The following is a 25,816-nucleotide window of genomic DNA, read 5'->3' as shown; positions in this document are numbered from 1 at the left end:
GCCTCTATTATCCCTTAACACCAGAACCAGTCATGACCGAATTGAAAGGCACCATAGGCCGCTGGCAGGGGGTGGGACTGATCACCACCTCACTGCTGGGCACCAGCGTATTCATCCTGCCGGAGCTCACCGTCAAAATGGCGGGAGAGGGGGCGATGTGGGCCTGGATGCTGCTGGTGGCCGCCATCCTGCCCTTGGCGCTGATCTTCGCCGAATTGGGCAAACGCTTTCCCAACGCCGGCGGCCCCTCCCACTTCGTCCAGCTGGCGTTTGGCCGCCGCCTGGGCACCAGTGTCGGCATGCTGTTCCTGATGGCCGCCCCCATAGGCACCCCGGCGGCGATCATGATGACCTTCGAATTTATCCGGCCCCTGGTGCACCTGGAGGGCAGCGCCCTGCTGCTGGCGCAGCTGGGGATGCTGGCCGGGCTCTGGCTGATCAACGTGCGCGGCATGCAGCTCTCCAGCTCCCTGCAACTGGGCCTGACCCTGGCCATCCTGGCGGTGGTGCTGGGGGTCAGTGGCGGCCTCTCCCTGCCCAGCGGCGAGCTGCCGCAGTTTACCCCTGGAGTCTGGAGCGCCTTTGCCCTGGCTCTGTGGGCCTACCTGGGTGTGGAGGTGGTCAGCCATCTGTCCGCCGAGTTCAAGCGCCCGGAGCGTGACTTTGTGCCCGCCATGGTGATCGCCACCCTGCTGGTGGCTGCCATCTACCTGCTCTGCACCGCGCTGATTCAGGCGCTTTCCGCCGGAGAGGGCCTGGCCATGGTGCGTCTGTTCAACCATGTGCTGGGCGGAGGAGGCGAGCTGGTGGTCGGGGTGCTGGGCACCGCCGCCGGCATCGCCACGGTCAACACCTATCTGGCTGGCATGTCCCGCCTGGGCTGGAGCCTGGCCCAGGAGAAGCAGCTGCCGCCACTGTTCGCCAGACTCAACCGCCATCGGGTGCCCGCCCTGGGCCTTGGGGTGCTGCTGTCGGTGGTGGCCGCCTCCCTGGTGCTGGCCCACGGCTTTGGCTGGGGCTTTGAGACCCTGCTGGAGTCGGTCAATGGCGTGTTCGTGGTGATCTACCTGCTCTCCATGCTGGCGGCCTGGCGCCTGCTGCCCGGCCGCTTCCGCCTCAAGGCCGTCAGTGGCAGCGTTGCCTGTTTGCTGTTCGCCTGGTCCCTGGGCGGGGCCATGATCTACGGCGCCCTGATCTTCCTCGGCGTCTGGTTATGGCAGGGGGTTCGCGCCAAACGACTGAAACCCTGCCTGGAGCGCTGACGCGCCCCGGAGGAATAGAAAAAGGTGCCCAGAGGGCACCTTTTTTTCTTGGTAAGGCGTGTTGATTTCAGGTGTTTAGAGTTTGGCCGCGAAGGGCGCTTTGCTCAGCAAAGGTCTATGCCCCCTAATGCCCCAGGAAGCCCAGGTTGTTCAGCAGCAGACTGCGAATCTCGGGGTCGGTGCTGCTCTGCCACAGGTCCGCACCATGGAGCAGGAAGGGCAACACCAGCATCACCAACATCAGCCACAGCACCAGGGCCAGGGGCGACAGGGGCAGCCGATGGCCAGGCAGGCTGACGGTCACCGCTCCTTTCACCGGACAGGCGCTGACACAGCGCTGGCAGCTGTTGCACTCATCGCTGTGCACCGTACCCCGTCTGTCCACCGGAATCCCTGCCGGACAGGCTCGGGTGCACTTGTCACAGGCCATCCCCTTGGCCTCCTTAAGGCACCGCTGTGGGTTGCGACGCACCTTGAAGGGGCTCAGCAAACCACCGATGGCCAGCCAGGCGCCGTAGGGACACAGATAGCGGCACAGGGCACCCCGGCGCAGGGCCATCACGGCCACCACCAATGCCACACACAGGACGGTTATCAGAGTGGGGCTGGCAAACAGGTACCACATCTTCAGATCCGCCGCCTGGTGGTACTGACCATTGAGGAAACCAATGGATCCCTTGCCCCCCAGGCTGAGGACGATGGCAACGATGCCCCCCAGCAGGATGTACTTCAGCGAGCGCAGCGGCCAGTCCAGCCAGGCGGGGGGCGTCAGTTTGGCGGGCCAGAACTTCAGACGGAACTGGTAGAGTCGCTCCCCGACCCACCCCAGGGGGCAGATCCAGCCGCAGAAGGCACGCTTTACCCCAAGGCTCACCAGCATGGTCAGCAGCAGCAGGATCACCCCGGCAGGGTGGTGGCCGTCCCAGTAGCCTTCCGCCAGCCAGGCCTGCAACTGAATTCCGGCGGCGATGGGCAGAAAGCCGTCCACCAGATCCGGACGGGCGATCCAGGGGATGCCGTCCCACAGCTGCATCACGTGCAGGGCATACTGAACGGCGATGGCGCCAAAGGAGAGGGCACAGGCGGCCTGAGCATAGCCTCGCCACTGGTCCACCCTTTTGAGTGCCGGAGGGGGCAGGGTCACCAGGGCCGAGGTCAGCACCATCAATGCGGCCAGCAGCAGGAAAGCCCCCCACACCAGGGGCGCCAGGGAGAGAACCCAGGCGGTCAGCGCCAGGGTGGCGGCGGGAAGCCAGCCCATCTTGGGCCAGCGGCTCAGCAGCAGCCAGGCGCCCAGGGCGGCAAACAGAGCCAGGGAGAGGAGTTCGGTAATGGTCACTATCTTCTGTCCAGTTGTCCTGTGGTCATTTTTGTCTGCCTCTTTCCTGAGAAAATGACCGCGATCCCAACACTGACAGTCTAAGTTGCCCAACCTTCACCACCTAAGGACAATGGTCAGCCTCAGTCCCAACTGAGACAGACCAGCCCCTTTGTCCCACCGGAGTGTGCCATGCAAGCAGGCCAGCGCCAGAAGAACCGTACCGTTACCCGGCTGATCAACGCCTTCACCGGGCTGATTGGCCAGCGCCACTATCACGAGCTGGGGGTCGCCGAGATCGCCGAGGCGGCGGACGTGGGGCGCAGCACCTTCTACCGCCACTTCAAGAGCAAGGCGGATCTGCTGGTGGGTCTGCATCGCAGCATCTTCCTGGATCTGTTTGCGGACCTTCAGAGCAGCGAACAGTGGCTGGCGGACACCCCGCCCCCGTCACTGCAGCGCTTCCTGGAGCAGTATCAGAGCCGTCATAGTCTGCGCCGGGCGGTGGCCTACCGGCTGGGCACGGATACCGGGTACGTCTCCCGACACACCCGCGAGCTGCTCACCACCTTGGTGGAGGAGAACCTCGGCCACTGCTTCGCCGACAAGGCGCTGACCCTGCCCCTGCCGCTGCTGGCCCACTCCATCGCCGGCTCCTACGCCTGGATGCTGACCCAGTGGCTCTCGGGAAAACAGAACTACAGCAACGACGAGATGGCCCTGCACATTCACCAGCTGAGCCGCTCCGCCATAACGGCGGCGCTAAAGGGTGACAACGGAGGCTAAAAGCGGGACAAAAAAAGGGGGAGTGGCCGCAAGATCCACTCCCCTAAGCACAAGCAACGTAGCTAAATTGGAAGGATGCCCCTTATGGGGCAGGGTACTCGTGGTACCCCATGGCTGACGGTTGGGAGTCACTCCACTCCGCCAACCCACCGCCCTACTGCATGGCGGTGGATGGAGCACCGGCCTCCAACTGCTCGAAGCCGGTCATGGTGGTGGCCGAGGGAGGCCACCGCCACACCATTAACCGAACTGGTTCATGGTGTTGTCTTTACCCGCTGCCTTCAGGGCCGCGTCACCGGAGAAGTACTCCTTGTGATCGTCGCCCATGTCGGAGCCGGCCATGTTCTGGTGCTTCACGCAGGCGATGCCCTGGCGAATCTCCTGACGCTGGACGTTCTTCACGTAACCCAGCATCCCTTGCTCACCGAAGTACTCCTTGGCCAGATTGTCGGTGGACAGGGCCGCGGTGTGGTAGGTGGGCAGGGTGATCAGGTGGTGGAAGATCCCCGCTTCACGGGCGGCATCCGCCTGGAAGGTGCGAATCTTGGCATCCGCTTCCTGAGCCAGTTCGGTGGCGTCGTACTCTTCGCTCATCAGGTTGGCACGGTCAAAGGCAGACACATCCTTACCCGCTTCGCTCCAGGCATCGAACACCTGCTGGCGGAAGTTCAGGGTCCAGTTGAAGGAGGGGCTGTTGTTGTAGACCAGCTTGGCGTTGGGCACCACTTCACGGATGCGGTTCACCATGGCGGCAATCTGGCCTACGTGAGGTTTCTCGGTCTCAATCCACAGCAGGTCGGCGCCGTTCTGCAGTGAAGTGATGCAGTCCAGTACCACACGGTCCTCGCCAGTGCCCTTACGGAACTGGAACAGGTTGGAACGCAGACGCTTGGGCTTGAGCAGCTTGCCGTTGGCCTTGATCACCAGGTCACCGTTGGCGATGTCATCGGCACTGTCGATGTACTCACCGTCCAGGAAGCTGTTGTACTGGTCACCCAGATCACCGGGCTCTTCGGTGATGGCGATCTGCTTGGTCAAGCCGGCGCCCAGGGAGTCGGTACGGGCAACGATAACACCGTCATCCACCCCCAGCTCCAGGAAGGCGTAACGGACGGCGCGGATCTTGGCCAGGAAATCTTCGTGGGGCACGGTCACCTTGCCATCCTGGTGGCCACACTGCTTCTCATCGGACACCTGGTTTTCAATCTGAATGCAGCAGGCACCGGCCTCAATCATCTTCTTCGCCAGCAGATAGGTGGCTTCCTCGTTACCGAAACCGGCATCGATGTCTGCCACGATAGGCACGATGTGGGTCTGATGGTTGTCGATCTGGCTCTGGATCTCCGCTTCCTTGGCGCTGTCGCCGGCCTCACGGGCCGCATCCAGGGCACGGAACAGGCCACCCAGCTCACGGGCATCGGCCTGGCGCAGGAAGGTGTACAGCTCCTCAATCAGGCCAGCCACCGAGGTCTTCTCATGCATGGACTGATCCGGCAGAGGACCAAAGTCGGAGCGCAGGGCCGCCACCATCCAACCGGACAGGTACAGGTAGCGACGATCCGTGTTGTTGAAGTGCTTCTTAATGGAGATCATCTTCTGCTGACCGATGAAGCCGTGCCAGCACCCCAGGGACTGGGTGTACTGGGAGGGATCGTTGTCGTAACGCTCCATGTCGGCCCGCATGATCTTGGCGGTGTAGCGGGCGATATCCAGTCCGGTCTTGAATTTGTTCTGCGCCTTCATCCGGGCGGCGTACTCCGGATTGATGGCATTCCAGGCACTGCCTTGAGACCCAATCAAAGTGGCTGCGTTGTCGATGTCTGACTTGTAGGTGGACATAGTGTTACTCCTTTAAATTGCAAATCCTTAAGAAACCGTCTCTTGGGTCAAAATCTGGTAGCCGGACAGGGTCAGGAACTCTGCCAGCTCATCGGCTGTGGTCAGCTGCTCGAACAGTTCGGCAGCCCGGTCGAAGGCGCCGCCGTTGAAGCGCTCATCCCCCAGTTCGTCTCGCACCACCTTGAGCTCCTCTTTCAGCATGGAGCGGAACAGATCGGCGGTCACCAGCTGGCCATTGCTCAGGTGCTTGCCGTGCTTGATCCACTGCCAGATGGAGGAGCGGGAGATCTCGGCGGTGGCGGCGTCTTCCATCAAGCCATAGATGGGTACGCAGCCGTTGCCGGTGATCCAGGCCTCGATGTACTGCACCGCGATGCGGATGTTGGCACGCATGCCCGCCTCGGTGGCTTCCCCTTCGCAGGGCATCAGCAGCTCACGGGCGGTGATGGGCGCATCCACATCCCGGGTGATGTGCAGCTGGTTGTCCATGTCCGGACCAATGTGGTCGTTGAACACCGCCATGGCGGTGTCCGCCAGGCCGGGGTGTGCCACCCAGGTGCCGTCGTGGCCGTTGCGGGCCTCCAGCTCCTTGTCCTGGTTCACCTTGGCCAGCACCTGCTCCTGCTTGGCAGGGTCCTTGGCGGGAATGAAGGCCGCCATGCCGCCCATGGCCAGGGCGCCGCGCTTGTGGCAAGTCTTGATCAGCAGTCGGGAATAGGCGGACAGGAAGGGCTTGTCCATGGTCACCTGCTGACGGTCTGGCAGAACCCGATCCGGGTAGCTGCGCAGTGTCTTGATGTAGCTGAAGATGTAATCCCAGCGACCGCAGTTCAGTCCGACGATGTTGTTGCGCAGCTCGTAGAGGATCTCATCCATTTCGAACACTGCAGGCAGGGTCTCAATCAGGCAGGTCACCTTGATGGTGCCCGGCTGCAGGCAGAACTTCTCTTCGGTGTAGGCAAACACCTGAGCCCACCAGCGCGCTTCCAGATGGCTCTGCAGCTTGGGGATGTAGAAGTAGGGACCGGAACCCTTCTTCAGCAGGGTACGGTAGTTGTGGTAGAAGTAGAGGGCGAAATCCATCAGGGCACCGGGAATGGTCTCCCCATTGAACAGCACATGGTTCTCCTTCAGGTGCAGGCCACGGACCCGGGCTATCAGCACCGCAGGATTCTCATCCAGCTGGTAGTGTTTGCCGTTGGCAGGGTTGGTGTACTCGATGGTGCCTTCCACCGCATCTTTGAGGTTCTGCTGACCTTCGATCACCTTATCCCAGGCGGGGGCCAGAGAGTCTTCGAAGTCGGCCATAAACACCTTCACCCGGGCGTTTAGGGCGTTGATCACCATCTTGCGCTCAACCGGGCCGGTGATCTCGACACGGCGATCCCGCAGATCCTCTGGGATCCCCAGGATCTTCCAGTCACCGTCACGAATGTCCTTGGTCTCGGGCAGGAAGTCAGGCAACTGGCCCGCATCCACCATCGCCTGGCGCGCCTCTCGTCCCGCCAGCAGCTGCTTGACGCCGGGCGCAAACCGCCCAGCCAGATCCGCCAGAAACGCCAGTGCATCCTCACTAAGGATCGTGTCGTATTCCGGCTTGTGAGGACCGATAACCTTTAACCCCTGCGCTAACTCCGTAACCTGGCTCATATGGCGCACCTCCAGTGCAACTTTCATTTGTAACTAGAAAACCACTTTGCTTTGGAACAAGCTTAGACCACATTCGGTCAAGATATGCCCTAAAGGCTGTCTAATTAACCTGCAACAGAGGGATTTCAAGATCAACAGCCAAAAGACAACTTTTTTACCAAAACAACCCAAATAACTGTAATTAAAGAATATTTAATTAGAACAAATGCTTTAAACAACAGTTTTAATCATTCGACTGAAATTTGCCGATCAGACTCTACGCCTTTAGTCTAATTTTGTGGTTAATTTCCTACATTTGATTTTTGGACAGGGCATTTACTCGCCTTTATTCACTTATTTTCACAAGTTTGGCATTAGCCAGATATTGATTCCTTATAGCTAAGCAATGGCGAATATTTCGGTATAAAGCTGTTTTACCTAGTTTTTGATCTGTCACCACAGAGAATCACCAACACAGGGACTGAAAAGGGTCAAGGGGACAGGGGCCGGCTTTTCTCATCTTTTCTGAAGGGGGGTGATGGAAGATAACGTGCGTGAGATCACGGGTTTGACCACAACGGAATGATTTGCTGCGCAATTCGGGCCATCTCTCCGCCATCGGGCATCCAGGCAAAATTGCCCTTCGAAGAGGGCCAATATGGCAATTTATGGACCGTGAAGGCACAAAAATGGGGCCGAAGCCCCCATGATATTATGCGGTCCAAGAGGTTATCCGGGCTGTCCCTTCATCTTTTCACGCATGGTCTGCAGCAGGTAGTAGAACACCGGCACCAGCAGGGTGCCCACCACGCCGGCCATCACCATGCCGCCAAACACCGCATAGCCCAGACTGTTGCGACTCTCGGCCCCGGCCCCAGTGGCCACCACCAGGGGCAGCACGCCGAGGATAAAGGAGAACGCGGTCATCAATACCGCCCTGAAACGCAGTCTGGCCGCGGTCACCGCCGAGTCGACTACGCTCACGCCGCTCTCCCTCTGCTGTTTGGCAAACTCCACAATGAGGATGGCGTTCTTCGACGCCAGGCCGATAAGCAGCACCAGGCCGATCTGGGTGTAGAGGTTCACCTCCGAGCCCGCCAGCCACACATGGAGGAAGGCCCCCAGCACGGCCACAGGCACCGCCAGCATCACCGCCAGGGGGATGGTCCAGCTTTCATACTGGGCCACCAGGAACAGGTAGGTAAACACCAGGGCCAGGCTGAAGATCAGCGGCGCCAGGTTGCCCGCCTTGATCTCCTGGTAGGTCTGACCGGTCCAGCTGAAGCTGTAGCCCGCCGGCAGGTTGCCTGCCGCCACCTGCTCCATGGCCGCCACCGCCTGTCCGGAGCTGTAACCCGGGGCCGGAATACCGTTGATCACCGCCGAACCATAGAGGTTGTAGTTGTTGACCACCTCGGGCCCCAGTATGGGTTCCACCCGGGTCAGAGTGGAAAGAGGCACCATCTCCCCCTGGGCGGTGCGCACATAGAAGCGGGAGATATCCCGGTCGGAGTTGCGGTACTCCTCCTCCGCCTGCAGCATCACCCGGAACACCTTGCCAAAGCGGTTGAAGTCGTTGACGTAGTTGCCGCCCAGTTGGGTCTGCAGGGTGGAGAATACCTCGGTCAGGGGGATCCCCAGGGCCTTGGCCTGATTGCGGTCCACATCCACGAACAATTGCGGGGTATCGGCACGGAAGTTACTGAAGGCCATGGCAATCTCCGGGCGTCCATTGGCTTCGATGATCAACCCTCGCATCACCTGTGCCAGCTCGGCGGCGCTGCGCCCCATGTTGTCCTGCAACACAAACTCGAAGCCGCCGACGGCCCCCACCCCAGGCAGGGGTGGCAGGGCAAACACCATCGCCTGCAGCAGCGGATTCTGAGCGTAGATCCCCTGTAGCTGGCGCATGATCGCCTTATCGGTCAGCTCCGGCGCCTGACGCTCGTCCCAGTCATCCAGCACCACCACCAGCAGACCGCCGTTGGAGGACACCGATCCGGAGAGCACCGAGAACCCGGATGCATGGATGACGGAGTTGACCCCGGGCACCGCCAGGGTCTGGTCCACCATCTGGGCCATCGCCGCCTCGGTACGGTTGAGGGAGGCACCGTTGGGCAACTGTACGTCCACCAGGAAGGACTTCTTGTCCTCGGCAGGCACAAAGCCGGTGGGCAGAGAGGTCCCCAGCCAGGCGGTGGCAGCGATGGCGGCCACAAAGGCCAGCATCGCCAGGCCACTGCGACGGATCAGCACCCCCACCCAGCCACCGTAGCCCAGGGTCAGCTTGTCGAAGTTGCGGTTGAAGGCCCCGAAGGGGCCGGTGGTCTTGGGCTGCGGCGCCTTGAGCACCGAGGCGCAGATCGCCGGTGACAGGGTCAGGGCGTTGACTGAGGAGATCAGCACCGCCACGCAGATGGTCACCGAGAACTGGGCGTACATCTGGCCGGTGATCCCCGGCATCACCGCCGTTGGGGCAAACACCGCCAGCAACACCAGGGTGGTGGCCACCACAGGGCCGGTGACCTCCTCCATCGCCTTGATGGTGGCCGCCTTGGCGTCCAGCCCCTCATCCGCCATGATGCGGCTGACGTTCTCCACCACCACGATGGCGTCATCCACCACGATGCCGATGGCCAGGATCAGGGCAAACAGGGAGATGGTGTTGATGGTCATCCCCCCCACCAGCAGGAACACAAAGGTGCCCACCAGGGAGACCGGAATGGCGATTCCCGGCACCAGGGTGGCGCGGAAATCCTGCAGGAACAGGTAGACCACGGCGATCACCAGGGCCACGGACACGAACAGGGTGGTCACCACCTCCCTGATGGAGACGGTCACAAACTCCGTGGTGTCGTAGAGGATGGTGTACTCCATATCCTGGGGAAAGTTCTGGCGGAGCAGGGCCATCTGCTCGCGCACCGACTTGGCCACCTCCAGGGCATTGGCGTCCGGGCTCTGATAGACGGCGATAATGGCACTGGGGGCGTTATTGAGCTGGCCCTGGGCATCATAGGTCTGGGAGCCCAGCTCCACCCGGGCGATGTCACCAATCACCACCTTGGAACCGTCGGGGTTGGAGCGCAGCACCACCTGCTCGAACTCCTCCACCTCAACCAGTCGCCCCCGGGTCTGCAGGCTCAGCTGAAACTGCTGGTCCGGGGAGATGGGGGCGGAGCCGATGCGGCCTGCCGGCACCTGGATGTTCTGCTCCTGCAGCGCCGCCTGCACATCACTGGCGGTAATGGCCAGGGCGGCCATCCTGTCCGGATCCAGCCAGATCCTCATGGCGTAATCCAGGCCACCGATGATCTGCACCTCGGACACCCCGCCCTGACGGGCCAGCACATCCTTCACATTCAGGGTGGCGTAGTTGGTGAGGAACAGGGAGTCCAGGCTGCCCTCAGGCGCCACCAGGTTCACCAGCATCAGGAAGTTGGGGCTCTGTTTCTTCACCCGAACCCCCTGCTTGGTCACCGTCTCCGGCAACCTGGGCAGGGCCTGCTGCACCCGGTTTTGCACGTTCACCTGGGCGGCGTCCGCGTCGGTGCCCACCTCAAAGGTGACCGTCAGCGAGTAACTGCCGTCGTTGGCGGACTTTGAGGACATGTAGATCATGTCCTCCACCCCGTTGACCTCGGCTTCGATCACCTGGGCCACGGTATCCTTGACCACCTCGGCGCTGGCCCCGGAGAAACTGGTGGTCACATTGATCTGCGGCGGCGACACATCGGGAAATTCCGCCACCGGCAGCAGAGGAATGGACAGCAGCCCCGACAGAGTCAGGACAATGGAGATTACGAAGGCAAACTTGGGCCTGAAGACAAAAAAGCGACTGATCATACGGCCCCCTAACCCTGGTTAAAGGGGGTGGCACTGCGCTCGGTGGCTTTCACTTCCACCCCGGGGCGGATCTTCTGCAAGCCTTCCACCACCACCTGTTCGCCATCCTTGAGACCGTCGCGGACCTCCCAGTCCACGCCAAACTGCTGACCCAGGGTCACCAGGCGCTTCTCGACCTTACTGTCGGCGCCGACCACGAACACATAACGTCCCTGCTGATCCTGTTGCACCGAGGCCTGAGGCACCAACAGCGCCATCTCGGTCTCCGGCGCCTTCACCACCACGGTGACATAGGTGCCGGGGAGGACAAACTCGTCGGGGTTGGGGAAGGTGGCCCGCAGCTCCACGGTGCTGGTGGCGGAATCCACTCGGTTGGAGACGTAATCAACCTTGCCCTGATGGGCATACTCATCCCCATTGGGCAGTCTCAGGTTAAGAATGAGATCTTCCAGTCTGGGCAGGGCACTGGGGTTCTCCCGGATCACCCGGTAGGCGTTGGACATCTCCCGGGCAGAGACCTGGAAGATCACCCGAATGGGATCCACCTGAACCAGGGTGGCCAGATCCTGCTGCAGGTTGATGAGATCCCCCTGAGAGATCAATGCGGTAGAGATCTTGCCGGCGATGGGGGCGGTCACCTTGGTGTAGGAGAGCTTGAGCTCAGCCGCCTCCAGGGCAGATTGTGCCTGGACCATCTGGGCTTCGGTCTGCAGCTTGTTGGCGGTGAGAGAGTCCATGTCGGTGGCGGAGATCATGCCATCGGGGAACAGCTTCTTGCCCCGGCGCCAGTTGAGGATCGCCACATCACGGGCGGCGACGGCTCTCTCCAGCTCGGCGGCCACCTGGGCCCGCTCCGCCTGGTAGGGGGCCGGGTCAATTTCAAACAGCAACGCCCCCTGCTCCACATGGTCCCCTTCGATGAAGTGGCGTTTGAGCATGGGCCCGGAAACCTGGGCCTGGATGCTCACATCCTCGCTGGCCTGGGTTCGGCCCACATACTCCATGGTGTAGGTTACCGGCTTCAGGGCCACCGTGGTGGTGGTGACGCTGGGAGGCGGAGGAGGAGGGGCCGTGGTGGCCTGGTTACAGCCTCCTAACAGGGCCAACGACACGAAACCTAACCAGGCTATCCCTCTCATAGAGCTGCTCCTTACCCTTGGAAATCTGCATACTTGCAACTTTCCTGAGCATATCACAGCTCATCTATCGACCAAGTTTCAACTGACTGAATTGATCAATTTTTTTACGCTTTTGACAACACTTCCAGCGTCAGTAGACCCATGTAACCGGCAAAGCCAATAAGCAAGAGAGCCCCGGCCAAGCGGTTCATGGGAATATAGGGTGCCCGGCCATGACGGTAACGGGCCAGCAGGAAGAACAAGCCTGGGATCAGGGTCAGGGCAAACATCGCCGGCACATCCCTGGCCATCACCTGCTCCGGCAGGGTCATGCCGCCCCCGATCAACCCGGGAAACGCCAATACCCCGAGCAGGTTGAAGATGTTGGAGCCCACCACGGTGGCCAGGGTCATGTCATACAGACCCCGACGCACCCCAGCCACCGCCGCCGCCAGTTCTGGCAGGCTGGTGCCAAAGGCGATCACCGTCAGGCCAATCACCAACTCGCTGACCCCAAAGGCCCGCGCCAGTTCGACACTGCCCCACACCATCACCTGGGAGCTGGACAGCAGCAGGACCAGCATCAGCCCGGTCTCCGCCATGGCGCGCCCCTTGCCGATGCTGAGGAACTCCACCTCCAGCTCCTCCTCGCTGTTGTGGCTGCGCCCCAGGTAGAGGCCGTAGGCGATCATCGCCCCCAGCAGGGCCAGCCCCTGGGGCCAACCCAGGGATCCGCCCATCAACACCAGGGCGGCATAGGTCATCACCAGCAGCAGGATGGGAAACTCCCGCTTGAGGAAGCGGCGGCTGATCATCAGTGGCGTCACCAGGGCACAGATCCCGAGCACCAGTCCGGTATTGATGATGTTGGATCCGATGGCATTACCCACCGAGAGGCCATCGGCTCCGTTGGCCGCTGCCACGGCGCTCACCAACAGTTCGGGGGCCGAGGTACCAAAGGCCACTATGGTCATGCCGATAAATACAATGGAGAGGCCGAAGTGACGTGCCAGGGTCGCGGCGGACGCAATCAATCGGTCGGCACTGACGGTCAGCACCAGGAAACCGCCGAGAACGGCGAGTATGGGAAGCAGTAATGAAGACATAGATACAACTCAGAGGGCAGATACACACGAACGAACCCTCCCCTGCCCTCGCCGGAGATGGCGCGTTCGAGTCTCACCAAGCTAAGGCCTGAGCCCCGCCGGCAACACCACAGCCGAATGGCCGAGGATGTTGATGTTGCCCCCTGCTTTTGCAGGGCGATTACTCCCCCGAAGTCGGCGGACAGTATAAAGGCAGTTCCCATGCCAACGCCAGCATGAATTGGTTTCTGTCATAATGACGCTGGCGGAAAGTGCTACACTGGTGGGCCTCACTACCCGCACCACAGAGTAAGATGACCGCACACCGCCCCCTGAGCCTGACCCTGGCCCACCTGAATGACACCCACTCACACTTCGACGCCAGCCGGCTCAAACTGACCCTGCCGGGTCTGGGCGAACTTTTTGCCGAATGTGGCGGTTATGCCCGCCTGTGCAGTGCCGTGGACAGGGCCAAATCCGACGCCGTTGAAGAGAATCGGCACTTGCTGCTGGTGCACGCCGGTGACTGTTTTCAGGGTTCGCTCTACTTCGCCCACTTCAAGGGCAAGATGAATGCGGTGCTCAACAACCAGTTGGATCTGGATGCCATGGCTCTGGGCAACCATGAGTTCGACCTGGGCAACCCGCCCCTGTCCGCCTTCCTCGACCACATTCAGTTCCCCATGCTCAGCGCCAACATGGACCTCAGTCAGGAGGAGTCCTCCAAGGAGAACCCCATGCGGGGCAAACCCGGGCTCTACGACTTCGACAAGGACGCCGGCCATGGTCGCTACCTGGTGCGTCATCTAGGTGGCGAGCCCGTGGCCCTGTTCGGCCTCTCCCCGGATAACATGCCGGAACTGGCCTGCGCCGATCCGGACACCCTGTTCCTTGACTGCCTCACCACCGCCCGAGACACGGTGGCCGCCATCCGCCGGGAGGGAATCAACAAGATCATCCTGCTCAGTCACCTGGGCTACGACAGAGACCTGATGCTGGCCGAGCAGCTGGATCAGGTGGCGGCGATCATCGGCGGCCACACCCACACCCTCCAGGGCCACTTCGACAACCTGGGTCTCGGCGGTCGCGACCATTACGGGGTGGTGATCAATGGCACCGCCGTGGTCCAGGCCGGCTGCAACGCCCTGTTCCTCGGCCAGCTGAAACTGGATCTTAACGCCGACGGCAGCCTGGACCGAGTGGACGGAGGCAACTTGCTGCTGCTGGGACACAGCCTCAGCCGCGACTCGGGGGGCCAGACACCTCTGACCCCGCCCGAAGATGAGCAGGCCTGGGCCTACCTGGAAGCTCAGGACAACCTATGGCAGGTGACGCCGGATCCCAAGGTGCACCGACTCATCGAAGAGCACTATCGTCCCAAGATCCTGGAGTTTGAGCGACAGAAGATCGCCCTGGCTCAGCGGGATCTGCGCCATATCCGCATTCCCGATGACAAGGGCGGCAGTGAGGTGGCGCCGCTGCTGGCACACGCGATGCGCTGGCAGGCCAGGGAACTGGGTCTGGAGACCGACTTCGGCCTGCACAACGCCGGCGGCACCCGATCCTCCATCCCCCAGGGAGAGGTGAGCGCCGGCTGGATCGCCGGCACCCTGGCCCCCTTCGCCATCGGTGTCGAGCGTTATCGCCTCACCGGTCAGGAGCTGGCGGACACCCTGGAGTCCGCCATCAACAACGCCACCAACAACGGCGTAGTGGGGACAGGCACCGGCAGTTACCCCTATGCCGCCGGCCTGCGCTTCCACTATCAGGCCGATGCCCCTATGGGGGAACGGATTCGGGATCTGCAATTAGACAGAGACGGGCAATGGCAGCCGGTTCAGCCCGACGCCTTCTACTACGGGGTCTCCACCGGCTACACCGCCGCCGGCAAGGAGGGCTACTACCCCCTGGCACGACTCCCGCAGCCGCCCCAGGAACTGGGGCTGACCATCGCCGAGGCGGTGATCGCTCACTGGCGCCAGCTCAAGGTTCTGGGTTAGGAAAAGAAAAAAGCCGGGCACTGGGCCCGGCTTTCTCTGTGTCAAACACCTCTGGGTTAGCCCAACAGGTCTTCCATATCCTCGGTGTCCATGTGGCGCACGTCCTTCCCCTTAACGAAGTAGATAACGTACTCACAGATGTTCTGACAGCGATCACCGATGCGCTCCAGGGCGCGGGCGGCCCACATCACATCCAGGATGCCTGGGATGGAGCGCGGGTCCTCCATCATAAAGGTCATCAGCTGACGGAATACCGCTTCGAACTCCTTGTCCAGCTTGCGATCCTCCTTGTGCAGGCGGAACGCGGCGTCGATGTCCATTCGGGCAAAGGCGTCCAGGGTATCGTGCAACATGCGGGCGGAGTGACGGCCCATGGCCTCCATGGAGACCAGCAGACCCTTGCGGTTGCCTTCGTTGTTGTCGATTACCGCCTTGGCCACACGCACACAGGCATCACCAATGCGCTCCAGATCGGCGGTGGTCTTGGAGATGGCCAGGATAAGGCGCAGATCGGAGGCGGCGGGCTGGCGCTTGGCGATGATGCGGGCGCACTCCTCGTCAATGTTCACCTCCATGGAGTTGATCTTACGATCAGCGCTCACCACTTTGCGGGCCAGTTCACCGTCGCCACTTTGCAGGGCCTCCAGGGCATCGTTCAGCTGCTGCTCCAGCAAGCCGCCCATGGCCATCACTTGGCTGCGAACATCCTCCAGCTCCACATTGAACTGGCCGGAGATGTGTCTTCCCAGGTTGTTGTTGTCCATCGGCTCTGATCCTTATCCGTAACGACCGGTAATGTAGTCTTCGGTCTTTTTCTTAGCTGGCGTGGTAAACAGGGTGTTGGTGTCACTGTACTCGATCAGCTCACCCATATACATGAAGGCGGTCTGATCGGATACGCGAGCCGCCTGCTGCATGTTGTGGGTCACGATCACCACGGTGAACTGGTCCTTGAGGGTGTGAATCAGCTCCTCAATGGTCAGGGTGGAGATGGGGTCCAGGGCCGAGGTGGGCTCATCCAGCAGCAGTACTTCAGGCTGAATGGCGATGGCGCGGGCGATCACCAGACGCTGCTGCTGACCACCGGAGAGGCCAAAGGCGTTGTCGTGCAGACGGTCCTTCACCTCATCCCACAGGGCGGCGCCCTTGAGGGCACGCTCTACCGCATCATCCAGTTCACGGCGGTTGTTCACCCCCTGCAGGCGCAGGCCGTAGACCACGTTTTCATAGATGGACTTGGGGAAGGGGTTGGGACGCTGGAACACCATGCCCACGTTGCGGCGCAGCGACGCCACATCCACATGCTTGCCGTAAATGTCATCGTTGTTGAGCAGGATCTTTCCCTCAACCCGGCAGCTGTCCACCAAATCATTCATCCGGTTCAGGCAGCGCAGCAGAGTCGACTTGCCGCAACCTGAGGGGCCGATGAAGGCGGTCACCTGGTTGCGGGGAATCTTCATGGTAATGCCGGACAGGGCCTGCTTGTCACCATAGAAGAGATCCAGGTTGTTGATGTCAAACGCGGTCATCTCAGGCGACAGCTGTTTCAGATCCAGCGGCGCCGAGGATTTGTTCAGGGTTTCAATAGCAATCATCTTGGTCATCTCGGCTTAGTGTTCCAAGGAACGGAATTTTTCACGAAGGTGGTTACGTACGCCAATGGCGGTCAGGTTCAGGGCAACAATCACGCTGACCAGCAGGAACGAGGTGGCGTATACCAGCGGACGCGCCGCTTCCACGTTAGGGCTCTGGAAACCGACATCATAGATGTGGAAGCCCAGATGCATAAATTTACGATCCAGATGGATGTATGGCCAGTTGCCGTCCACCGGCAGGGTGGACGCCAGCTTCACCACACCCACCAGCATCAGAGGGGCAACCTCACCGGCGGCTCGGGCCACGGCCAGAATCAGGCCGGTCATGATTGCCGGGCTGGCCATGGGAATCACGATGCGCCACAGGGTTTCCGCCTTGGTGGCACCCAGGGCCAGGGAGCCGTGACGGACCGCTGACGGGATACGGGACAGGCCCTCTTCGGTGGAGACGATCACCACCGGCAGGGTCAAAATCGCCAGGGTCAGGGCGGACCAGATCACCCCGGGCGTACCAAAGGTGGGGTTCGGCAACGCCTCGGGATAGAACAGGTCATCCAGGGAGCCGCCCACCATGTAGACGAAGAAGCCCAGGCCAAATACCCCGTAAACGATGGAGGGTACGCCAGCCAGGTTGATCACCGCGATGCGAATCAGCTTGGTCAGGGCGTTCTTGGCCGCGTACTCGTGCAGGTAGACCGCGGCAATCACGCCGAATGGGGTCACGATCACCGCCATCAGCAACACCATGAATACGGTACCGAAGATGGCCGGGAACACCCCGCCCTCGGTGTTGGCTTCACGGGGATCGTCGCTGACGAACTTGGCGATGGCATGCATCCAGTGGGCCACCTTACCGCCAAAGCCCAGTTCGTTGGGGAAGGCCACATCCAGCACGCTGTCCATGGGCAGGGTGACACGCTCACCGCGCATGTCACGGACCACCACATAATCTTCGGCGGCCTGGTCGCGCAGGGCGAACAGGTCCTTCTCCAACACCTGGTACTCATCGTCCAGCTGCTGACGACGCTTGGCCAGGTCCGCCATCGCCGCTTCGGTCAGGGCGTTGTTCAGCTCCAGCTTGCGCTGGTCCAGGCGCAGACGCTCCAACTCATAGTTGATGCGGCCGATGTCCACCTTTTGCAGCTCTTGGGCTTCATCGTTGATGTCGGCGGCCTTGTCGATGGCCAGCAACAGCTGGTCATGGATGTCGGCACCGGTGTAGATCTGACCGTTGAAGCTCAGCTCCACCGGGAAGCCGTAGAAGTTGCCGTTCTTGTTCCGCTCGAAGACCGCCACATCCACCGGCTTGGTGTCAGACTGGATCATCGGCTCCAGCACCCAGCGGAAATCCAGGGGCACGTATTCACGGTTACCTGTCTTAATCAGGTACCGGGTGACAAACTCTTCGTCGCTCTTCAGTTCAATGCCCGACTGCAGCACGCGCTCCAGCGGCACCTGCTCCCGGTCATAGATCTCACCGATGACGGTTTCAACCTGACCGTTGGCCACTTCCAGCTCCAGCTGATGAACCGGGGATGGCCAGAAGTAGACCAGGCCACGCCAGGCGATCATCAGCAACAGACCCAGTACCGCAATCAAGCTGAGGCTGACCGAACCTGCGGTCATCCAGATCCAGGGAGAGCCCGATTTAATCCACTTACCCATTGATTTATTACCTTCCATTACAGGGAGCTGTACTTGTCGCGCAGACGCTGACGGATGAACTCAGCCAGAGTGTTAAAGATAAAGGTGAAGATAAAGAGCACGAAGGCGGTCAGGAACAGCACCCGGTAGTGGGAGCTGCCAATGGCCGATTCCGGCATCTCAACGGCGATGTTGGCGGACAGGGTGCGCATCCCCTCGAAGATGTTCCACTCCATCAGCGGGGTGTTACCCGTGGCCATCAGCACGATCATGGTTTCACCTACGGCCCGGCCCACACCCATCATCACCGCAGAGAAGATGCCTGGGCTGGCGGTGAGCATCACCACCCGAACCAGGGTCTGCCACTGGGTGGCACCCAGGGCCAGGGAGCCGTTGATCAGATGGCGAGGCACGGAGAACACCGCGTCTTCGGCGATGGAGAAGATGGTGGGAATCACCGCAAAACCCATGGCGATGCCCACAACCAGGGCGTTGCGCTGGTCAAAGGTGATGCCCAGTTCGTTGGTCACGAAGCGGCGGGCGTCGCCGCCCATGAAGGCGTTTTCCACTAGCGGGCTGAGCTCAATGGCGGCCCAGCCCACAAACAGCAGCAGGGGGATCAACATCAGCTCACGCATCTCGCCGAAGCGGGAGTTCTGAATCTCGCGGGGCAGCATGTTCCAGGCAAAGGCCGCCAGCAAAATGGAGACCGGCAGGGAGAACAACAGCATGAAGATGCCCGGCAGGTTGTCCTCCACCAGGGGCGCCAGCCACAGACCGGCCAGGAAGCCCAGAATTACCGTAGGCAGGGCCTCCATGATCTCCACCGTCGGTTTGACCACGCTGCGCACCCGCCCGGACATGAAGTAGGCGGTGTAGATGGCGCCGGCCAACGCCAGAGGGGTGGCGAACAGCATGGCGTACAGGGCCGCCTTCAAGGTACCGAACGCCAGAGGCATCAGGCTGAGCTTGGCCTCAAAGTCATCGGAGCCTGAGGTGGACTGCCAGACAAACTGAGGCTCCGGGTAGCCCTCATACCAGACCTTGGTCCACAGGGCGCTCCAGGACACTTCGGGGTGGGCGTTGTCCAGCTCGGCGAACGTCAGGGTATCGCCCGACTGAATCGCCAGGCCATTACCCCGAGGAGAGAAGGCCATGGCTTCCACAGGCGCACTGGCCAGGGATTCGGTCAGCAGCTTGTTCTCACTGGTGGTGTAAAACAGCTGGACTTCACCATTGTCGGTGCCGGCCACGAAACTCTTGCGGAAGAACTCCGACGCCAGAGACACCGCCGCAGTGCCGGTGTCGAAATCACGGATGCGCTGGAAGCGACGGCCGTCTTTGCCCGGCACTTGGAACCACTGAGAGATGACGCCGTTGTCATTGGCCACCATCAGCGAACTGGCTCCGGCCAGCAGCTCGATGTCAGAGATGTGCGCGCCACTCTCGGCGGGCTCCAACACCTGCTCAATGAAGACGTTGTCCCCCTCCTCCACATTGAGGACGGTGATGCGATCGCCCGCCAGCAGCATCAGATTGCGCTGGTCCGGGGTCAGCAGCATCTTGCTGACCGGCTCGGCGGGACGGGGCAACTGGTGATCTTCACGGGTCCACACCACCTCATCGGTGAGGAAGTCCACCTCGGCGCCCATGCGGGTCAGGTTCAGGGTATCGGACTCGGTGTCGCTCCAGATGAAGGTGCTGGCCTCTTCACCTGAGGCAAACACCAGCTGGTCGATGGCCAGGCCGTCACTCAGTTGAATCGCCTCTTGCCCCAGAGGGTAGCGAAGCTGAGGGGTCACAGTGCGGACATCGTTGGGGTAGCTGATGGCAAAGTCAGGCTGAACCACCCACACTGAACCATTATCAAAGGCCAGTGCCGAGCTGCGCTGAGCTGGGTTACTGCGAGCGGAGCCGGTGCCGGTGAGGCCAGGTGCGACAGGCACTTGAAGGTCAGTAGTTAGGTCTTTGGAACCCAACGAAAAAAACTGTACCTTGCCCGAGGACGTGATACGGTAAAGATACTCCTTCTGCTCGTCGGTCCCCAACTGAACCGTCGCAGCCCCGTCGCTTACACTGGTGGTGTAAACCGGGGTCAGCTTGGCTCCCTTGAATACCGGCGCAACGACGTAGAGCAGGTAAAAGAAGATCAGCAGCAGGGCGATCAGCACCATGACGCCGCCGGAGGTAACACCGTACTTCGCCAGCCTGTCCTTGATCAGGCGCCTGTTGCTGGCACGATATCGGTCAACAATCGTCTGTTCCATCAATATCCTCGAGCAAATGGGAGCAGTCGTTTCTGAAATTGTTGGGGAGTATATGTCGGTTGTATGACACTAGTGTTACACCCCGAGTCACAAAGAGCGCATTAAGGAGCCCCTATGGACAAATGGATCGCCAGTGTAATCGGTGAGGATTACCCTGGTATTACCGAGACCCTTGCCCAGATCCTCAAGGACAACGGCGCCAACTGGCTGGATGCCAGCCTGCGGCGGGTGGGAGACCGCTACGCCGGCATCATCGAGATGGAGTTGCCCAAGGAGAACTCCGAGGCACTGAAGCGCCAGCTGGCGGATGTGCCCAAGCTCAGTATCGAGCTGCAACGGGTCTCGCCCAAGGCTCAGCCCAGCTTGCAGTTTCAGGTGGAGGTCATCGGCAATGACCGCCCCGGCATCGTCGCTGCGGTCACCCAGATCCTCAAGGCCAATCACGCCAACATCGAACAGCTGGAGAGCGACCTGGACACCGCCAACCACACCGGTGTGCCGCTGTTCCGTCTCAACATCCTGTTGGCCGCCCCGGATGAGGCCAGTCTTGACACAATCGAACAGGAGCTGTTCACCCTGGGTGACGACCTGATGGTGGAGTATGAGCGTATCGCCAACTAACTGAAAATTCTCTGCTAAGTTTCATAAAGATGACACTTTTCTGACAGAGAATGTGCGCAACTCACTTAAGAAGGACCCTAAGATGTCTGCGCAAACGAGTTTTCCCTATATCGAAAAAGAGCTCAGTTGGCTGTCCTTTAACGAGCGGGTGCTGCAGGAAGCGGCCGATCCCAAGGTTCCGGTGATCGAACGCGTCCGCTTCCTTGGCATCTACTCCAATAACCAGGATGAGTTTTTCCGGGTACGGGTGGCGGACGTCCGCCGTCAGATCCTCATCGACGAATCCAAGGGGCGCGGCCAACGTGCCCGCAACCTGCTGGCGGCCATTAACGACAAGGTACTGGAATTACAAGTCAAATTTGATGAGATCTACAAGCAGCTGTTGCTGGATCTCGCCCGCCGCAACATCTTTCTGGTCAACGAAACCCAGCTCTCCCCAGAGCAGGGCAAATGGCTGAAAAAGCACTTCCGGGACAAGATCCGGCGCCACATCGTGCCGCTGATCATCACCGACGACACCAACATCTCCCGTACCCTCAACGATGGCACCACCTATCTGGTCACCGCCATCCGCAAAGGCCAGCAGGTCACCCACAGCCTGATCGAGGTCCCCACCGCCCAGGTGCCCCGCTTCGTCCAGTTGCCCACGGCCGGCAGCAAGAAGAAGAAGACCCTGATCCTGCTGGACAACATCATCCGTTACTGTTTGGCAGAGGTATTCACCGGCTTCTTCGAGTTCGACACCGTCGAGTGCTACTCCATCAAGCTGACCCGGGACGCCGAGTACGACCTGTCCGACGAGATTGAGATGAGTCTGCTGGAAAAGATGTCCTCGGGACTGAAGCAGAGACTGACCGCCGAACCGGTGAGCTTCGTCTACGACAGGGAGATGCCCCAGACCATGCAGGAAATGCTGCAGCAAAAACTGGGGATCACCGCCGCCAACGCCATGATTCCCGGAGGCCGCTACCACAGCTTCCGCGACTTCATCGCCTTCCCCAATCCGGGGCGGGGCTACCTGGAAAACCCCAAGGTGCCGGCGCTGCGCAGCAGCCAGTTTACCGCCTATCCCAACAGCTTTGCGGCAATCCGGGCCAAAGACATCCTGCTCTACTATCCCTATCACGCCTTCAGCCATGTGACCGAGATGCTGCGCCAGGCGGCGTTCGATCCTGCGGTGCGATCCATCCGAATCAACATCTACCGGGTGGCGAAGAACTCCCAGATCGTCCATTCACTGATCGAGGCGGTGAAAAACGGCAAGGATGTCTCCGTGGTGGTGGAACTGCAGGCCAGGTTCGACGAGGAAGCCAACATAGGTTGGGCCAAATTCCTCACCGATCACGGCGTGCGCATCAACTTCGGTATTCCCACCCTGAAGATCCACTCCAAGCTGATCCTCATCAAGCGCCTGGAGAACGGCGAACTGCGCAACTATGCCCACATAGGGACAGGCAACTTTCACGAAAAAACCGCCAAGATCTACACCGACTTCGCCCTGTTCACCTGTCACGAAGAGATCTGCTTCGAGGTGGAAAACGTGTTTGAGTTCATCGAACACAGCTACAAGAAGTTCCGCTTCAACCACCTGATGGTCTCCCCCAATGACGCCAGGCGTAAGCTGTACAGCCTCATCGATCGGGAGATTCAGAACAAACTGGCAGGAAAGAGCGCCGGCATCACCCTGAAGCTCAACAACCTGGTGGACAGTGGCTTGATCAAGAGGCTTTATGACGCGTCCAGAAACGGCGTCAGAGTCAGGCTGATCATCCGCGGCATGTGCTCACTGATCCCGGGAGTCGCCGGCGCCTCAGACAACATCGAGGCCATCTCCATCGTCGATCGCTTCCTGGAGCACCCAAGGATCATGGTATTCGACAATGACGGTGACCCCAAGGTGTATCTCTCCAGCGCCGACTGGATGACCCGAAACATCGACCGCCGCATTGAGGTGGGCTGCCCCATATACGATCCTCTGTTAAGACAGCAAGTACTGGACATCCTGGCACTGCAGTTCAAAGACACCACCAAGGCCCGGGTCCTGAACCGCGAGCAGAACAACCCCTACGTAAAGCGTGGAAACCGGAAGAAAATCCGCTCACAGATGGCGATCTACGACTATCTGTTCGACCATGAAAAGAGACTGGCACTGAAGATAAACACATGACACCAGCAGAGACCTCCCAGGGCCGCATCCTGGCCGCCATCGATTTGGGCTCAAACAGCTTCCATCTCGGCATTGCCCGGGCACTGGAAGGCAGCATCCAGCCCATGCACCGCATGAAACAGCGGGTGCAGCTGGCCCAGGACGCAGACGACAAGGGCAACCTCCACCCGGAGTCGATGGAGCGAGGGCTGGAGTGCCTGAGGCAATTCAGCCAGCGGCTGACCGAGATGCGCTTCGATGAGATCCGCATCGTCGCCACCTATGCCCTGCGCCAGGCCCCCAACCGTCGCGACTTCATCCGTCAGGCCAGGGAGATCCTGGATTACCCCATCGAGGTGATCTCCGGCCGGGAGGAGGCCCGGCTTATCTACACCGGCGTCAGCCAGAATCAAAGCCTGCCCTTCCCTACCCTGGTGATCGACATCGGCGGCGGCAGCACCGAGCTGGTGATCGGTCAGGGCCATGAGCCCAGGCAGATGGAGAGCCTCAACATGGGCTGTGTCAGCTATCAGTCCCGCTACTTTACCGACAGCAAGATCTCCCCCAAGCGGATGCGCAAAGCGATCCTCGCCGCAGAGCAGCAACTGGAGAAGCTGCAGCAGCGCTACCTGCGCCAGGGATTCCATGGGGCCATCGGCTGCTCGGGCACCATCAAGGCGATCGCCAGCATCGTCAACGACGGCGATCTCAGCCAGCCGATCACCCTGGAGCAACTGGAGACGCTGGCCAAACGCATTGTGGAGTTTGAGCACACGGAACAGTTGCCTTTCGAGCATCTGGCGGAGCTCAGGCGCAAGGTGCTGCCTTCAGGGCTGGCGATCCTCATCGCCTGCTTCCGCCAGCTGGAGATCCAGCAGATGGAGTTCAGCGAGCATGCCCTGAGAGAGGGAGTGCTGAGCGAACTGGCGGATGAGGCACTGCACCTGGATGTGCAAAAGCGCACCATCCTCTCCCTGCAGAAACGCTACCAGCTGGACAGGCTCCACAGCGAGCGAATCTTTGCCAGCGCCAGTCAGCTGTATCATCAGGCCAAGCTGGGTCCCAAGAAGCACCGCCCCTGGCTGCATTTCGCGGCGGCTCTTCATGAGATCGGGCTGCAGATCAACTACCGTGGCATCCACAAGCACGGCGAGTACATCCTCATCAACAGCAACCTGCCCGGCTTCACCCTGGAGGAACAGCAGCTGCTGGCCTTTCTGGTGCGCTGGCACCGTAAGAAGCTGACCGATTGCGAACCCCCAAAGCTGCAGTTGATGGACAAAGACGCCATCCTGGCCCTGCTGCTGCCCCTGCGTCTGTCGGTGCTGATGCACCTGGGGCGCCGCCATCACATCCCTCTGCCTCAAATTGAGCTGAAAAAGCGCACCCTCAAGCTGACCTTTGGCGACAACCTCAAGGAGGACGACCTGCTGGCGACGGATCTGGAGATGGAGAATCATCATCTCGAGGAGCTGGGTTGGGCCCTGGAGTGGCGCTAGCCAGTCAGAGTAAAGCCAAAGGCGCCAGTCGGCGCCTTTTTTGATCCTGCCATCCCCAAAAGACAGAACCATAAAAAAACCCGCCTGTCGGCGGGTTTTTCCAAGAACCTTAAGGTTTACAGGCTAACGCCAACCTTGGCCAGGTCCTTAGCGGTCACAGTAGTAGGTACGGAAACGTAGCCGTCCTTCTCAACAATGCTCTGGCCCTGCTTGGACAGTACGAACTTAAGGAATTCGCGAGTCATGGGGTCCAGGTCCTTGTTGGGGTGCTTGTTCACGTACACGTACAGGTAACGGCTCAGGGGGTAGGTGCCGTTGGCCGCGTTGTCGGTGGTGGCAGCGATGTACTTGCCGCCCTTCTTGGACAGAGGCACAGCTTTCACACCGGCGGTCTTATAACCGATACCGGAGTAGCCGATGGCGTTCAGGCTGGTAGACACAGACTGTACTACGGAAGCGGAACCAGGCTGCTCGTTGACGCTGGCCTTGAAGTCGCCCTTACACAGAGCTTTCTTCTTGAAGTAACCGTAGGTGCCGGACACAGAGTTACGGCCATACAGCTGCACATCTTTGCCCGCAAAGTTGCCGGTCAGGCCCAGGTCACCCCAGCGAGATACCTCACCACCACCACACTTGCGGGTGGAGGAGAAGATGCCGTCAACCTGCTTGATGGTCAGGCCTTCGATTGGGTTGTCCTTGTGGACGAATACCGCCAGGGCGTCGATGGCAACGCGGATGGCGGTAGGCTTGTAGCCGTAGTGCTTAACGAAGGCTTCCTCTTCGTTAGGCTTCATCTTGCGGCTCATGGGGCCGAACTGAGAAGTCCCTTCGGTCAGAGCCGGTGGCGCAGTAGAGGAACCGGCGGCCTGGATCTGAGGGTTCACGTTGGGGTACAGGCGCTTAAACTCTTCAGCCCACAGGGTCATCATGTTGGCCAGGGTGTCGGAACCCACAGAGGAGAAGTTGCCAGACACGCCGCTGGTCTTCTGGTAATCAGGCAGAGCAGGGTCGATGGCAGCAGAGGTAGCAGAAGCGAACAGGGTAGCTGCGGCAAAGCCCAGTGCACTGGCAAGATGTTTGATTTTCATTTGGATTACTCCGGTATCTTCCGTAATCAGGTTTCGTGACGGCACTCAGTATCGACTCTGAAGATGACACTTATGT

General features: G+C 60.4%; 17 protein-coding genes and 1 riboswitch. Of the genes, 6 read left to right on the top strand and 11 right to left on the bottom strand.

The genetic code is table 11. The features are described from left to right. Positions 1 to 32: 32 nt before the first annotated feature. Complete coding sequence (gene yjeH / locus QUE41_RS03775; RefSeq protein WP_286341605.1) at positions 33 to 1,262, top strand: L-methionine/branched-chain amino acid transporter; 1,230 nt, start codon at positions 33 to 35, stop codon at positions 1,260 to 1,262. Between the two features lie 124 nt (positions 1,263 to 1,386). Here yjeH and QUE41_RS03770 read toward each other — a convergent pair whose 3' ends face one another. After that, a complete protein-coding gene (locus QUE41_RS03770; protein WP_286341604.1) occupies positions 1,387 to 2,601 on the bottom strand; it encodes a 4Fe-4S binding protein in 1,215 nt (404 codons plus the stop codon). A 171-nt stretch (positions 2,602 to 2,772) separates the two neighbouring features. Between QUE41_RS03770 and QUE41_RS03765 the strand changes: the two genes are divergently transcribed. Further along, entirely contained in the window at positions 2,773 to 3,366 is a 594-nt protein-coding gene (locus tag QUE41_RS03765; protein WP_286341603.1) for a TetR/AcrR family transcriptional regulator, read from the top strand. 240 nt (positions 3,367 to 3,606) lie between these two features. Here the strand turns inward: QUE41_RS03765 and QUE41_RS03760 are convergent, their stop codons facing one another. From QUE41_RS03760 to QUE41_RS03740, 5 genes are all read right to left on the bottom strand, one after another. Then, complete coding sequence (locus QUE41_RS03760) at positions 3,607 to 5,205, bottom strand: isocitrate lyase (protein WP_286341602.1); 1,599 nt, start codon at positions 5,203 to 5,205, stop codon at positions 3,607 to 3,609. 27 nt (positions 5,206 to 5,232) lie between these two features. Continuing rightward, positions 5,233 to 6,855, bottom strand: coding sequence for a malate synthase A (gene aceB, locus QUE41_RS03755; protein ID WP_286341601.1), 1,623 nt, complete (start codon positions 6,853 to 6,855; stop codon positions 5,233 to 5,235). Between the two features lie 708 nt (positions 6,856 to 7,563). Beyond that, positions 7,564 to 10,677, bottom strand: coding sequence for an efflux RND transporter permease subunit (locus QUE41_RS03750; protein WP_286341600.1), 3,114 nt, complete (start codon positions 10,675 to 10,677; stop codon positions 7,564 to 7,566). A gap of 8 nt (positions 10,678 to 10,685) precedes the next feature. After that, on the bottom strand, positions 10,686 to 11,816 hold the full coding sequence (locus tag QUE41_RS03745) for an efflux RND transporter periplasmic adaptor subunit (RefSeq protein WP_286341599.1): 1,131 nt from the start codon (positions 11,814 to 11,816) through the stop codon (positions 10,686 to 10,688). Between the two features lie 104 nt (positions 11,817 to 11,920). Beyond that, the gene (locus QUE41_RS03740) at positions 11,921 to 12,901 is read right to left on the bottom strand and encodes a calcium/sodium antiporter (protein ID WP_286341598.1); all 981 of its coding nucleotides are present in this window, start codon (positions 12,899 to 12,901) and stop codon (positions 11,921 to 11,923) included. Between the two features lie 11 nt (positions 12,902 to 12,912). Further along, a riboswitch (yybP-ykoY riboswitch) is annotated at positions 12,913 to 13,075 on the bottom strand. A gap of 119 nt (positions 13,076 to 13,194) precedes the next feature. On the opposite strand from QUE41_RS03740, the gene QUE41_RS03735 reads away from it, so the two are divergent. Further along, positions 13,195 to 14,880 carry a bifunctional metallophosphatase/5'-nucleotidase gene (locus QUE41_RS03735; protein WP_286341597.1) on the top strand — a complete coding sequence of 562 codons (1,686 nt, stop codon included), beginning with the start codon at positions 13,195 to 13,197 and terminating at the stop codon, positions 14,878 to 14,880. Positions 14,881 to 14,936: 56 nt separating this feature from the next. On the opposite strand, the gene phoU is transcribed toward QUE41_RS03735, so the two are convergent. From phoU to QUE41_RS03715, 4 genes are read right to left on the bottom strand one after another with little or no spacing between them, the layout of a single operon-like run. Next, positions 14,937 to 15,644: a phosphate signaling complex protein PhoU gene (gene phoU / locus QUE41_RS03730; RefSeq protein ID WP_286341596.1), complete on the bottom strand. Its 708-nt coding sequence runs from the start codon at positions 15,642 to 15,644 to the stop codon at positions 14,937 to 14,939. Positions 15,645 to 15,656: 12 nt separating this feature from the next. Further along, the gene (gene pstB / locus QUE41_RS03725) at positions 15,657 to 16,475 is read right to left on the bottom strand and encodes a phosphate ABC transporter ATP-binding protein PstB (RefSeq protein WP_286342903.1); all 819 of its coding nucleotides are present in this window, start codon (positions 16,473 to 16,475) and stop codon (positions 15,657 to 15,659) included. A 15-nt stretch (positions 16,476 to 16,490) separates the two neighbouring features. Continuing rightward, a complete protein-coding gene (gene pstA / locus QUE41_RS03720; RefSeq protein WP_286341595.1) occupies positions 16,491 to 18,140 on the bottom strand; it encodes a phosphate ABC transporter permease PstA in 1,650 nt (549 codons plus the stop codon). 17 nt (positions 18,141 to 18,157) lie between these two features. Next, on the bottom strand, positions 18,158 to 20,386 hold the full coding sequence (locus QUE41_RS03715; protein WP_286341594.1) for an ABC transporter permease subunit: 2,229 nt from the start codon (positions 20,384 to 20,386) through the stop codon (positions 18,158 to 18,160). A gap of 114 nt (positions 20,387 to 20,500) precedes the next feature. On the opposite strand from QUE41_RS03715, the gene QUE41_RS03710 reads away from it, so the two are divergent. The 3 genes from QUE41_RS03710 to ppx all read left to right on the top strand — a co-directional run bounded on the left by QUE41_RS03710 (position 20,501) and on the right by ppx (position 24,652). After that, complete coding sequence (locus QUE41_RS03710; protein WP_286341593.1) at positions 20,501 to 21,007, top strand: glycine cleavage system transcriptional repressor; 507 nt, start codon at positions 20,501 to 20,503, stop codon at positions 21,005 to 21,007. A gap of 82 nt (positions 21,008 to 21,089) precedes the next feature. Next, complete coding sequence (ppk1, locus tag QUE41_RS03705) at positions 21,090 to 23,174, top strand: polyphosphate kinase 1 (RefSeq protein WP_286341592.1); 2,085 nt, start codon at positions 21,090 to 21,092, stop codon at positions 23,172 to 23,174. After that, positions 23,171 to 24,652, top strand: a complete 1,482-nt coding sequence (gene ppx, locus QUE41_RS03700; RefSeq protein ID WP_286341591.1) for an exopolyphosphatase — start codon at positions 23,171 to 23,173, stop codon at positions 24,650 to 24,652. The genes ppk1 and ppx overlap by 4 nt, the downstream gene beginning before the upstream one ends. 116 nt (positions 24,653 to 24,768) lie before the next feature. Here ppx and QUE41_RS03695 read toward each other — a convergent pair whose 3' ends face one another. Further along, the gene (locus QUE41_RS03695; RefSeq protein ID WP_286341590.1) at positions 24,769 to 25,740 is read right to left on the bottom strand and encodes a PstS family phosphate ABC transporter substrate-binding protein; all 972 of its coding nucleotides are present in this window, start codon (positions 25,738 to 25,740) and stop codon (positions 24,769 to 24,771) included. Positions 25,741 to 25,816: the final 76 nt, after the last annotated feature.

It is taken from the genome of Ferrimonas sp. YFM (genome assembly GCF_030296015.1).
GTDB lineage: Bacteria > Pseudomonadota > Gammaproteobacteria > Enterobacterales > Shewanellaceae > Ferrimonas.
The sequence above is the reverse complement of the archived record's forward strand: the minus strand, read 5'-3'. Positions and strand labels throughout refer to the sequence as shown.